Annotated in this window: 10 protein-coding genes; 7 read left to right on the top strand and 3 right to left on the bottom strand. The window is 64.3% G+C overall.

Annotation, left to right across the window (positions count from 1 at the left end):
• Positions 1-97 precede the first annotated feature (97 nt).
• The 4 genes from AC1MCA_RS02220 (at position 98) to AC1MCA_RS02205 (ending at position 5,433) form a co-directional block, all read left to right on the top strand.
• Positions 98-1,036, top strand: a complete 939-nt coding sequence (locus AC1MCA_RS02220; protein WP_108598709.1) for a proteasome assembly chaperone family protein — start codon at positions 98-100, stop codon at positions 1,034-1,036.
• Between the two features lie 83 nt (positions 1,037-1,119).
• Complete coding sequence (locus AC1MCA_RS02215; protein ID WP_479800902.1) at positions 1,120-2,463, top strand: MFS transporter; 1,344 nt, start codon at positions 1,120-1,122, stop codon at positions 2,461-2,463.
• 98 nt (positions 2,464-2,561) lie between these two features.
• Positions 2,562-3,878 carry a DUF4192 domain-containing protein gene (locus AC1MCA_RS02210; protein WP_479800901.1) on the top strand — a complete coding sequence of 439 codons (1,317 nt, stop codon included), beginning with the start codon at positions 2,562-2,564 and terminating at the stop codon, positions 3,876-3,878.
• A gap of 238 nt (positions 3,879-4,116) precedes the next feature.
• A complete protein-coding gene (locus AC1MCA_RS02205) occupies positions 4,117-5,433 on the top strand; it encodes an RNA polymerase sigma factor (protein ID WP_108598647.1) in 1,317 nt (438 codons plus the stop codon).
• 205 nt (positions 5,434-5,638) lie between these two features.
• Here AC1MCA_RS02205 and AC1MCA_RS02200 read toward each other — a convergent pair whose 3' ends face one another.
• Positions 5,639-5,860 carry a DUF7455 domain-containing protein gene (locus AC1MCA_RS02200; protein ID WP_108598646.1) on the bottom strand — a complete coding sequence of 74 codons (222 nt, stop codon included), beginning with the start codon at positions 5,858-5,860 and terminating at the stop codon, positions 5,639-5,641.
• Positions 5,861-6,116: 256 nt separating this feature from the next.
• On the opposite strand from AC1MCA_RS02200, the gene AC1MCA_RS02195 reads away from it, so the two are divergent.
• Positions 6,117-8,225 (top strand): DNA gyrase/topoisomerase IV subunit B, encoded by a 2,109-nt coding sequence (locus AC1MCA_RS02195; protein ID WP_479800899.1) that lies wholly within the window; start codon positions 6,117-6,119, stop codon positions 8,223-8,225.
• A 14-nt stretch (positions 8,226-8,239) separates the two neighbouring features.
• On the opposite strand, the gene AC1MCA_RS02190 is transcribed toward AC1MCA_RS02195, so the two are convergent.
• Both AC1MCA_RS02190 and AC1MCA_RS02185 read right to left on the bottom strand, forming a co-directional pair.
• The gene (locus AC1MCA_RS02190) at positions 8,240-9,235 is read right to left on the bottom strand and encodes a M56 family metallopeptidase (protein ID WP_479800897.1); all 996 of its coding nucleotides are present in this window, start codon (positions 9,233-9,235) and stop codon (positions 8,240-8,242) included.
• Positions 9,236-9,241: 6 nt separating this feature from the next.
• Positions 9,242-9,628: a BlaI/MecI/CopY family transcriptional regulator gene (locus tag AC1MCA_RS02185; RefSeq protein ID WP_426225832.1), complete on the bottom strand. Its 387-nt coding sequence runs from the start codon at positions 9,626-9,628 to the stop codon at positions 9,242-9,244.
• A 290-nt stretch (positions 9,629-9,918) separates the two neighbouring features.
• On the opposite strand from AC1MCA_RS02185, the gene AC1MCA_RS02180 reads away from it, so the two are divergent.
• Together AC1MCA_RS02180 and cydB are read left to right on the top strand one after the other, a co-directional pair.
• On the top strand, positions 9,919-11,517 hold the full coding sequence (locus tag AC1MCA_RS02180; RefSeq protein WP_479800895.1) for a cytochrome ubiquinol oxidase subunit I: 1,599 nt from the start codon (positions 9,919-9,921) through the stop codon (positions 11,515-11,517).
• 33 nt (positions 11,518-11,550) lie between these two features.
• Positions 11,551-12,600, top strand: coding sequence for a cytochrome d ubiquinol oxidase subunit II (cydB, locus tag AC1MCA_RS02175; RefSeq protein ID WP_479800893.1), 1,050 nt, complete (start codon positions 11,551-11,553; stop codon positions 12,598-12,600).
• Position 12,601: the final 1 nt, after the last annotated feature.

The raw sequence follows: 12,601 nt of genomic DNA, 5'->3' as shown, positions 1-12,601 counted from the left end.
TTACGGAGACCTGCGCCACATCCGGGCTTCGCGGAATGCCCGGGTGCCCGGCTGTGTTGTAGAAGATATCCACCCGAACCCTCGAAAGGAAGACGCCGTGCTTGAACGGATTTCCGGCTCCCTGCTGGACCCCGATGCGCTCTATGCGAGCAACATCGAACTGTTCCACAGCCCGGCACTCCGCGGGCTGAACCTGGTGATGGGCTTTACCGGCTTCGCCGACGCCGGCCACGTGGTCAAGCAGATTAACGCGGAGCTGCTGGACACCCTTAACGCCGAGACGGTGGCAGTTTTCGACGCCGACCAACTCATCGACTACCGCTCCCGCAGGCCGCACGTATCTTTCGTGGAAGACCACCTGCAGGACTACAGGGAGCCGAAGCTGGCGCTGTACAAACTCACGGACGGCCTCGGCAGCCCGTTCCTCCTGCTGGCCGGCTTTGAGCCCGACCTTCAATGGGAGCGCTTTGCCCGCGCAGTGGTCGGCATCGTCGAGAAGCTGGACGTGAACCTTGTTGCCTGGATCCATTCCATCCCCATGCCGGTACCCCACACGCGCCCCGTAGGCGTGACCGTCCACGGCAACCGTCCGGAACTGATCGAGGGGATTTCCGTTTGGAAGCCCACCGTGGAAGTACCCGCTGCGGTGGGACACATCCTGGAGCTGCGGCTCATGGAAGCCGGACGGAACGTTGCCGGCTACGTGATCCACGTGCCCCACTACCTCGCGGAGGCGGAGTACCCCACAGCTGCCGTCGCCGGACTTGAGTTCCTTGGGGCGGCGACCTCGCTGATGTTGCCTACGGACCGGCTGCGCGAAGCGGGCAGGGAAGTGGGCCGGCAGATTGCCGAGCAGATCGAAGCTTCCGAGGACGTGCAGCAGGTGGTGGCCCGCCTGGAGGCGCGGTACGACGAAAAGGCCGAGGGAACGGTCCGGCGCTCACTGCTGGCTGACGAAAACGACGAACTGCCCAACGGTGACGAGCTCGGCGCCGCCGTCGAGGCTTACCTGGCACGGGAGAACCCCGGCACGTAATCCGTTGCCCACGGGTCTGCCGGCGGCGTCCGCCTGGCAGACCCCTGGAGTGCTCTGTGCGGTACCCCGGGCATAATGAGGGAGTGACTGCACCCCGCGCCTGGCTCATCTGGACCATCGGAATCTTCGCGTATCTGGTTGCCGTTTCCCAGCGCACGTCATTCGGGGTGGTGGGACTTGAAGCCACCGAACGCTTCCACGCCGGAGCGTCGGCCATCTCGTTCTTTACGGTCCTTCAGCTGCTGGTCTACGCGGCGCTGCAGATTCCCGTTGGCCTCCTGGTGGACAGATTCGGTTCGCGGGCGATGATCGCCGGCGGGGCCATCCTGATGGGGCTCGGGCAGTTGCAGCTGGCCTTCGCGGACAGCATCCCCGGGGGTGTGGCAGGGCGCGTCCTGGTGGGCGCCGGGGACGCCATGACCTTCATCTCCGTCATCCGACTTATTCCGTTGTGGTTTGCTCCGGCGCGGGTACCTTTGGTCACGCAGCTCACCGGCATGTCCGGGCAGTTGGGGCAGCTCATCAGCGTGGTCCCATTTGCGTTTGTGCTGCACTCTTTCGGCTGGACGCCCGGCTTCCTGATGCTGGCGGGCATGTCCGGACTGGCCGTGGTCCTCGTGGTGGTGCTGCTCCAGGACCACCCGCCCGGAGCAGCCGTCCCCCGCGCGCAACAGGGGCTCAAAGCCACCGGGGCTACACTCGCCCGCGCCTGGCGGCAGCCGGGAACCCGGCTGGGGATGTGGAGCCACTTCACCATCCAGTTCAGCGGCACTGTGTTCGCCATGACCTGGGGTTATCCCTTCCTGATCTCGGGGCAGGGCCTTGACGCCCCCACGGTGGCCGGCCTGATGTCGCTGTACGTAGCGGCGGCGATGGCCGTGGGCCCCTTTTTCGGTCGGTTCGTTTCCCGCCACCCGCTTCGCCGCTCCACCATGGTGCTGCTCATCGCCGGATCCACGGCCGCCGCCTGGGCCGCGGTGCTGCTGACGCCCGGCCGGGCCCCGCTGTGGCTGCTGGCCTGCCTGGTGGTGGTCCTGGCTATCGGTGGCCCGGGCTCGATGATCGGCTTTGATTTCGCCCGGACCTTCAATCCGGCGCACAGGATCGGCACCGCTACGGGAATTGTGAATGTGGGCGGTTTCATCGCGGCCCTCGTGGCCATCTTCCTGATCGGGCTCGTCCTGGACGTCCTGCTGGCCAGCGGTTATTCCCAAGGCGTGCTCTACGGCCTGGACCCGTTCCGGATCGCCCTCAGCGTCCAGTTCCTGCTCCTGGGGTTCGGTGCGGCCATGATGCTCGCCTGCCGCCGCAAGGTCCGGCGCCAGATGGCGGCCCAGGGCGTTGTGGTGGCACCTCTCCTGCAGGCCATGGCGCAGCAGCGGCGCGCGAGCCTGGCCCAACGGCGCCACCGGGACAGCCCGGACTAGGACCGGCACTTGTCCTCCACAACAGGCGGTCTTGGCAGATTGTTCACATAGGAAAGCCCGTTCTTCAGACCGGCCGCGGCTGGGCCAAAGCTGGAGTCATGACACCTCCAGAACACCTGACCGTCCGTGGCCCTGAAGACATCCTCGGATTCATTCCGCATTCCCTTGGGTACTGGCCGGCGGACAGCCTCGTGGCCATGACCATGCAAGGGAAGCGCCTGGGCGCTACCCTGAGGCTCGATTTGCCAGGTCCGGAAACGCTTGCCGACCCCAGGGACTACGCCCGTACAGTGCGCGACTACCTCCTGGCGGACCAGCGTGCCGACGCCGCCCTCCTGGCTTTCTTCACCAACGACGGCTGGATGGACCCACCTGGAACGTACAGCGGACTCCTGGGTGCGCTGGAGAACGTCCTGGACTCTGCGGGCCTGACCGTTCGGGACGCGTGGTACGTCGGGGACGCTTACTGGCGTGACGCCCACTGCGCCAGCCAGGACTGCTGCCCGTCTCCGGGCCGTCCGGTCCAGGCGATCCGTGACAGCATGCTCAACGCAGAAATGGTCTACCGCGGCAGCAGTGTGGGTCCAGCGCCTGCGGCGGGTGCCCGCCCCCGGTTCCCGGTCTCTGACGCGGAGCGTGATGTCATCCTGGCCTCGGAAGCAGCGTGGGCGGCGCAGCTGGACCGCCGCCGGGGGAGCAGGGAGCAGTTCTGCCGGCTGATGGTCCACTGGGAAGCCCTGCTGGCCAACCCGCCGGCGGAACCGCTGGCGGCACAGGACGTTGCCTACCTGCGGGCCTCACTGGCGGTCCCCGCGTGGCGGGACGCTGTCCTGGTGATGGCAGCAGCCGGCCGGAAGGCAGCCGTTGCGGGCGCCGCAGCGTTTGGCATCTTCGAGGCCGGATGCACGCTTGACCCAGTGGGACCGGCACATCCTGAACCGCCGCATCCTGAACGGGCCTTTCCTGAGCCGGCACCATTTGGGCAGTGTTTGCCGGGATCACCTGCGGATGGGTCACCGCTGACTCCATCAACGCTCGATGGACCCGATGCCGGAGCAGATTCCGGAGCTGACTCCAGGGACGGGTCCGGCATCCCCGGCTACGGCGAGGTCCTGCTGGGGCGCGCGCCCGTTCTCCCGGCCTGGTCCGGGCTGAACAACCTGGACCAGGTCCTCGAGCAGTTGTGGCCCTGCGGCGGGCTGGCCGGTGCAGCCGCACTGACCGGCCAGGGATGGATCGCATGGTGCAGGGGGCGCGGCTCCTATGCGGCCGCTTACCTCGGCAGGGCGCTGGACGAACAACCGGGCTACCGGCTGGCGGAACTGCTGCTCGAACTGGTCCGGCGGGGCACGCTCTGCGGCTGGGCTGCCCGCAAGGAAGCGGCCTGGCGGAGGTTCGAACCCGGTGCGGCCTAAGGGACGCCCTTGAGGTCCTGCCGGCAAAACCGTGAGACAATGGTTGCCGAGACCCGGTTGGGTCCGTGAATCAAGTGCTGGTAATGAGCCCTTTTCGGGAACATTACAGCCGCCCCGGCAGTTCTACTTGTAGACTCTGCCGGCCGTGGTTGCACCTGATGTTCATCACGGACTTGACAGGGTCATAGTGGTGTTGCCCGTATGGTGATTCCACAGACCGCCGCTAGAAAGGTTTTCTGTGACCCCGTCTTCCGCGAAGAAGGAACCCGCCACTCAGGACGATTTGTCCCCTGAGGAGAAGCAGGCTGCAACCAACGCCAAGCGAGCAGCGACGCGGGCAGCCAATAAAGCCGTCAAGGATGCCGCCGGTGATTCAGCCGTGGACGGTAAGCCTGAGCCCAAGAAACGCGGGCCCAAGCCTGGCGCCAAAGCCGCCGCCGAAGCCGCTGGAAAGTCAGCGCGTGGCGCATCGGACTCCGACGATGATGACGTCGAAGAAGACCTCGATGACATCATCATTGAAGCCGGCGACGACAGCGAGATCGATGCTGCCAAGGCCGCTTCAGCCGCCACAGGCAAGGGCTTTGTGTACTCGGACGCCGATGACGACGACGCCCCTGTCCAGCAGGTAATGTCTGCCGGCGCCACGGCCGACCCCGTCAAGGATTACCTCAAGCAGATCGGTAAGGTTGCGCTGCTCAACGCCGAGCAGGAAGTCGACCTCGCGCTCCGGATCGAAGCCGGGCTCTTCGCCGAAGAAAAGATCAACGCCGACGACGGCTCGATGGATCCGAAGTTCAAGCGCGAACTCGAGTTCGTTATCCACGATGGCAAACGCGCGAAGAACCACCTGCTCGAAGCCAACCTCCGCCTCGTGGTTTCGCTCGCAAAGCGGTACACCGGCCGCGGCATGCTGTTCCTGGACCTCATCCAGGAAGGCAACCTGGGCCTGATCCGTGCAGTGGAGAAGTTCGACTACACCAAGGGCTTCAAGTTCTCCACGTACGCCACCTGGTGGATCCGCCAGGCCATCACCCGTGCCATGGCCGACCAGGCCCGCACCATCCGCATCCCGGTGCACATGGTTGAAGTCATCAACAAGCTGGCCCGTGTACAGCGCCAGATGCTGCAGGACCTCGGCCGCGAACCCACGCCGGAGGAGTTGGCCCTTGAACTGGACATGACGCCGGAAAAGGTCGTCGAGGTCCAGAAGTACGGCCGCGAGCCGATTTCGCTCCACACTCCGCTTGGAGAAGACGGCGATTCCGAGTTCGGCGACCTCATCGAGGACTCCGAAGCCGTGGTCCCCGCCGACGCCGTCAGTTTCACCTTGCTGCAGGAGCAGTTGCACTCCGTGCTGGACACCCTCTCCGAACGCGAGGCCGGAGTGGTGGCCATGAGGTTCGGCCTGACCGACGGTCAGCCGAAGACTTTAGACGAAATCGGCAAGGTCTACGGTGTTACGCGTGAGCGTATCCGCCAGATCGAATCAAAGACGATGTCCAAGTTGCGCCACCCGTCACGGTCCCAGGTGCTTCGGGACTACCTGGACTAGGTCTCCGCACGCTGACGCGGGATCGCCTTCCGCCCCAATATGTTCGGATGGGGTGGCGGGTGGTCCCGCGTTTATGGTTAAGCGGCCAACGCGGCACGTTCTGCGAACCGGATAAAACTTCCTGCTAACGGCTTAAAGAAATCAGGACCCCTCCAGCCGGAGGGGTCCTGAAATGCTTTTGTCAGTTCAGTCGACGGCCGTGAGGTCAGTCAACTACAACGGGAGCCTTCTCGTGAAGCCGCCCTGTCTCATCGTGCCAGCCGGAGCTCAGGGGCTTCAGCGTAGCCTCGACTCCACGGGCGTGGTGGCCGCAGAAGAGCAGCTCACCACCGGAGGACTCGAGTACAACGCGGACGTATGCCTGTGCTCCGCAGCGATCGCACCGGTCCAGTGCGTTCAGTGTGCGGTCTGCCACTGCTGTTGTCATGTCGGCCTCCTTAGTAGATCTGTACCTCTATGTAACCAGTATTCGTAGCAAAACCGTCGCAAGGATGGGACAAGTTCGCTGTACGCGTAGCCGCAAGAATCCATCAAGGCCCTCATGCTTGATCACGAAAAGGTTACGAGTGGCCCCGTCCTGGCCTCCGCCAGGAGTGGCAGACCGGCCCGCGCGGCCGCGCAGACTAGGCTTGAAGGGGCGCCGGCAGCGCCCGCTGTTCCGTCACTGAAGGAGTTCACCACCCGTGGCACCAAGTTCTGATTACACCGCCCGGCACCTTTCTGTCCTGGAGGGCCTTGAGGCCGTCCGGAAGCGGCCGGGCATGTACATCGGCTCCACCGATTCCCGCGGTCTGATGCACTGCCTGTGGGAGATTATCGACAACTCGGTTGACGAAGCGCTGGCCGGGTTCGGGCACGACATCAAGATCATCCTGCACGCTGACAACTCAGTGGAAATCCACGACGACGGCCGCGGCATACCGGTTGACGTCGAGCCGAAAACCGGCCTCACAGGCGTCGAAGTCGTCTTCACCAAGTTGCACGCCGGCGGCAAATTCGGCGGCGGTTCCTATACGGCCTCCGGCGGACTGCATGGTGTGGGCGCGTCGGTGGTGAATGCTCTCTCCGCCCGCCTCGACGTCGAAGTGGACCGCGCCAGCAAGACCTACAAGATGTCCTTCCGCCGCGGGGAGCCGGGCCGGTTCAAGGACCAGGGGAGCAAGCTCGATCCGGCGGCAACCTTCGCGCCGTTTGTGGACGGCTCAGTGCTGGACATTTCAGGCAAAGCGAAGCGCGGTGTCACCGGGACGCGCATCAGGTACTGGGCCGACCGCCAGATCTTCACGCCTGACGCCAAATTCTCCTACGACGAACTGGCAGCCCGGGCACGGCAGACCTCCTTCCTGGTGCCCGGCCTGAAGCTCACTGTCCGCGACGAGCGCCGGCTGCCGGGGACCCCGGGGGAGGCCGGGCCGCACGAAGAGGTATTCCATCACGACGGCGGCCTCTCTGAATTTGTGGAGTTCCTTGCCGCCGATCCTGCCGTCACCGACATTTGGCGGCTGCACGGCTCCGGGAAGTTCAAGGAAACCGTGCCGGTACTCGATGAACGTGGACACAGCCAGCTCGCCGAGGTCGAACGTGACTGCGAAGTGGACGTGGCTCTCCGTTGGGGCATCGGCTATGACAGCACGGTGCGCAGTTTCGTGAACATCATTTCCACGCCGAAGGGCGGCACGCACCAGTCAGGTTTCGAGCAGGCACTGGTCAAGACGTTCCGCAAGGCTGTTGAAAGCAATGCCCGCAAACTTAAGGCGGGCAACGACAAAATTGAAAAGGACGATATTTTTGCCGGCATGACCGCGGTCCTGACAGTCCGGCTGGCCGAGCCGCAGTTCGAAGGCCAGACCAAAGAGATCCTGGGTACCTCTGCTGTCCGTGCCATCGTGGCCAGGGTGGTGGAGCATGAAATCAACGCCAAGCTCAACTCCGCCAACCGGAACGACAAAGCCCAGTCGGCGTTGCTGCTCGAAAAAATCGTCAGTGAAATGAAGTCCCGGATTTCCGCACGGGTCCACAAGGAAACCCAGCGGCGTAAGAATGCCCTGGAAACCTCATCCATGCCTACCAAGCTCGCGGACTGCCGCACCGACGACGTCGAACGTTCCGAGCTGTTTATCGTCGAAGGTGACTCCGCGCTGGGAACTGCCAAGCTGGCGCGGTCCTCGGACTTCCAGGCGCTGCTGCCCATCCGCGGCAAGATCCTGAATGTCCAGAAAGCCTCGGTCGGGGACATGCTGTCCAACGCGGAATGTGCGGCCCTGATCCAGGTGGTGGGCGCCGGCTCCGGCCGCAGCTTTGACCTTGCCGCGGCCAGGTACGGCAAAGTCATCCTGATGACGGACGCGGATGTCGACGGCGCGCACATCCGGACGCTGCTGCTGACCCTTTTCTTCCGGTACATGCGGCCCATGATCGACGCCGGGCGGGTCTTCGCCGCTGTTCCGCCGCTGCACCGCGTTGAAGTCATCAATGCCGGCCAGAAGGCCAACGAGATGATCTACACCTACTCTGAGGCCGAACTCCATGCCCTCCTGGCACGGCTTGCCAAGGACGGCAAACGCTACAAGGAGCCGATCCAGCGGTACAAGGGGCTCGGTGAGATGGATGCCGGGCAGTTGGCTGAGACCACCATGGATCCCCGGCACCGGACGTTGCGCAAAGTGGGCATTGAGAACGCCAAGCACGCCGAGGACACCTTTGATCTGCTGATGGGCTCCGATGTTGCCCCGCGGAAGGACTTCATCATCGCCGGCGCGTCCAGCCTGGACCGGGAGCGGATCGACGCCTGACCGGCGGCAGACGTTCAGCCCAGCAGGCCCGGCACCATCAGGAGTGCCGTGGGCGCGGCGAGCAGCAGCACGCAGCCGGCCAGGACAGCCCCGCGGGCGGCCGCAGGCAGCGGAGGCCGGGGTGTGAGCAGCCGGGTCACCCGGGTAACCGTGGTGCGGGCAGAACCCGAAATGGCCCCGGTCGGCGCTTCCAGCCCGGCCAGGGAAAGGTGCGCCCGGGCCGGCAGGCCCGGCGCTCCCACCGTGGCCATGCCTTCGGAGGGTCCGCTGGCCACGATGGCGATCGCCTTGATGAGCGTGGCTTTGCTCTCGGTCCGCAGCGCCACGTCGTCGGCAAGCATTTCGATAAGCGAGTTCACCGATTCCTGCGCCAGCCTGGTGGTGGGAAGCCAGGGGAGCGCCTGGCGCCAGGCGGCGAACGCCCAGAGCAGCAGGTGATGGCGTTGGCTGAGATGGGCGTTCTCGTGGATCAGGACCGCCCGCAGTTCGGCGGGTTCCAGCGCTGCCATCAGGCCGTCTGAAAGAACAGTGACGGATCGGGCACCACCCGGGAGGCAGTAGGCCACCGGAGAATCATGGCTGATGACCACAGTGCCTGTCCCGTCCGCGGAGGGTGATGCCAGGAGGGCGAGGAGCTCGCGGTGGCGCCGGCGCTGCCGTTCGATCCTGTAATACGTCAGCAGCAGCGTGAACACCAGGTGGGCCAGGAGCAGCGCCGCGGCTGAAAGGGCGAAAATATGCCAGAAGCCCAGGGCTGTCGTAGGGGCATTGAAAAGGACCATGCCGGCCAGTGCCCGGAGCCCGGCGATCAGGTTGTCACCGATCGGCTCGAGTCCATAAACCAGCATGGCGCCAATCATGGACAGGCCACCTGCCAGCGCGATGGCCTGCCACAGGAGCATGGCCGTGAAGGGCGAGCGGGCCGGCCACGAGGCACGGGAAAGAAAGACAGGCACTGGCCATGCCAGGACTATCGCGAGGACCGCCAGGAAATACGAGGTCCAGAACATGGTCCCCTAGACGTGGCCAAGCAGTTTGCGCAGGGTTTCAGCTTCGCTTTGCGTCACTGATCCGATGAATCGGGCCAGCACGGCCTCGCGGTCCGGCGCAGAGCCAAGAACCTCATGCATCAGTTCGGCCGTGTGGTCTTCCCTGCTGGACACAGCCTGGTAGCGGTGCGGCCGGGTGCCGCGCTCCCGCTCCACGAGGCCCTTTTTTTCCAGCCGGGACAGCACGGTAAGAACCGTGGTGACGGCAAGTTCCTTGCCCTCATGCCCCGCTACGTCGCCCTGCGCGCCAGTGCTTTGTGCCAGTTTGTCACGCAGGGTATTCGCGGTGGCTGCTTCATGGCCTGCCCAGAGCAGATCCATCACTGCCCGTTCCAGTTCGCCAAGACTTGCCATTGCCATACATCCTTAAAGATTCCCCGCACCGGGCGGCCCAACGGCCGCGGTGACTGCCAACGAACACTACAAATACAAGAACAAATTTACCCGGTTTTTGGCTGAATTTCTACGTACGGTAGAAAGCCGCGCCGGGATGAGCCGCAACGGCGCCGCTTTTGAAGCCTTGTGAGCTCTCCCGCTTCGTGGAACTGTGTGTTTTACAGTGCCCGCCGCATTGTTCTACACTCTGTAGAAGTTACAGTTCTACGAACCGTAGAAAAGTTGAACCGCCAACACGAGGAACTGCCTTGGAAGCTTTGGACATCGCACGCTGGCAATTCGGGATCACTACCGTGTACCACTTCATGATGGTGCCCCTCACCATCGGCCTTGGCCTGGTGGTGGCTGTTATGCAGACCATGTGGCACCGTACCGGCAAGCAGGAGTACCTGCGCATGACGAAGTTCTGGGGGAAGCTGTTCCTCATCAACTTCATCATGGGTGTGGCAACAGGCATCGTTCAGGAGTTCCAGTTCGGCATGGCCTGGAGCGAATACAGCCGCTTTGTGGGCGATGTGTTCGGCGCTCCGCTGGCACTGGAGGCGCTTCTGGCCTTCTTCGTCGAGTCCACCTTCCTGGGCTTGTGGATCTTTGGCTGGAAGCAGCTCAAGCCCGGCATCCACTTGGCCTGCCTCTGGATCGCCGTGGTGGGTTCGGTCTTCTCCGCCTACTTCATCATCGTTGCCAACAGCTGGATGCAGCACCCCGTGGGTGTCGAAATGATCGACGGACGTCCGGTCATGACTGATGCCTGGGCAGTGTTCACGAACAACACCGCCCTGGTAGCCGTCCCCCATACGCTGATGGGCGCGTTGGCGGTGGCCGGCGGCTTCCTCCTGGGCATCGCCTGGTACCACCTCTGGCGTCGGAGGCGCGACGGCATCGACACCGTGGACGCTGATGGCAAAGTTGTTCCGGGTGAGTCCGCCATCCCGGGCCGCGACCGTACCGATTACACCGTATGGATCAAGTCCCTGCGGATCGGGGCTGTTGTAGCCATGATTTCCTTCGCCGGCACTGCGCTCACCGGTGATCTCCAAGGGAAGCTGATGTTTGAGCAGCAGCCCATGAAAATGGCCGCAGCCGAGGCCGCCTGCCACGACGGTACCGGTTTCTCCGTACTGAGCGTCGGAAACCTCGGTTCCAAGAACTGCGACGAGATCGTGGCCCTGATCGAGGTTCCGGGCATCCTTTCGTTCCTCGCCAAGGGCGACTTCACCACCGAGGTCCCCGGTGTGAATGGCCTTCTGGACCAGTACAAGGCTGACTACGGAACGCACCTTCCGGACAACCCGATCTACGGTGACCGCGCGGGTCAGGAGATTGAGTACGTCCCCGTCATGGAGGTCACCTACTGGGGCTTCCGCATGATGATCGGCTTCGGCGGGCTCGCAGCCCTGGCCGCGCTCGTTGCCCTGTGGATCACCCGCAAGGGCACCGTGCCCGCGTCGCCCTGGCTGATGCGTCTGGCCGTGTTCGGCATCCTGGCTCCGTTCGGTGCCAACGCAGCGGGCTGGATCTTCACGGAAATGGGGCGGCAGCCGTTCGTCGTGGCCCCGAACCCGGACCTCAACGGCATCGACCAGGTCTTCATGTTCACCGCGGCAGCTGTCTCACCCGGGGTCTCGGCCGGCGAACTGCTCACCTCCCTCATCGTGCTGACGGCGGTGTATGCGGTGCTGCTGGTGGTGGAAGTGAAGCTGCTGGTGACCTACATCCGGGGCGGCGTGGTGTCCGGCATGCCGGAACTGGTGCACGTTCCCGCTGACGAAAACGAGGACGAAACCCCGGGCGGCAAGGGCGGCGGCCAGAAGCCCGCCGACGACGTCCTGGCTTTCGCCTACTGATTCGCTGAAAAAGAAGAGCTGAGGATACACAGAATGGAACTGCTGCCCACGATCTGGTTCATCGCCATTGCGGTGTTGTGGACCGGTTATCTCTTCCTCGAAGGCTTCGACCTGGGGGTGGGGATGCTCATGAAGCTCTTCGCCCGCAACAACACGGAGCGGCGCGTGCTGCTGAACACCGTCGGCCCTGTCTGGGACGGCAACGAGGTATGGCTGCTGACCGCCGGCGGAGCAACCTTTGCTGCCTTCCCGCTCTGGTATGCATCGCTGTTTTCAGCCCTCTACTTCCCGCTGCTGGTGGTGCTGGTGGCACTGATCTTCCGCGCTGTGGCCTTCGAGTACCGCGGCAAGATGGACACCGAAAGCTGGCGGACCCGCTGGGACTGGGCCATCGCGCTGGGCTCCTTCTTCGCGGCCTTTGGCGTCGGGGCCGCCCTGGCCCTGACCACCACCGGGCTTCCGCTGAACGCCAACGGAGACCGGGTGGGGGACTGGCTGTCCTGGTTCAGCGGATACGCCGTGCTGGGCGGACTGGCGGTGGTGGGCTTCTCCCTGCTCCATGCGCTGGCTTTCCTGGCGCTGAAGACCGACGGCGACGTCCGCCTTCGCGCGCGCCGCTGGTTTGTGCGGCTGCTTCCGGTGCTGCTGCTACCCATTGCTGCCTGGGCCGTCAGCGTCCAGTTCCGGAACGGCGAGCCGTGGACGTGGGCGGCAGTCATCCTGGCTGTGGTGGCCGCGGTTGTTGCCTGGCTGCTGGCCCGTAAGGGCTCGGAAGGGCGCGCGTTTATGGCCATGGGTGGCTTTCTCCTGCTGGGTTCCGCATCGATCTTCGGTGCCGTGTTCCCGGTAGTGTTGCCGTCCACCCTGGACCCTGCCTTCGACCTGACTGTCACGAGTGCTTCCTCGTCGGACTACACCCTGGGGCTCATGAGCATCGTGGCTGCTGTTGGCCTGCCGCTCGTGATCGTCTACCAGGCATGGACCTATTGGGTGTTCCGGCGGCGGGTGAGCGCGGACCACATTCCGGCCGCGCACAGCTTCCTGCCCGCCATCGCAACCAAAGCCTTCATCAGGAACGGCTGAG

Source organism: Arthrobacter sp. BK1 (genome assembly GCF_056680055.1).
This window is presented reverse-complemented; position numbering and strand designations above follow the sequence as displayed.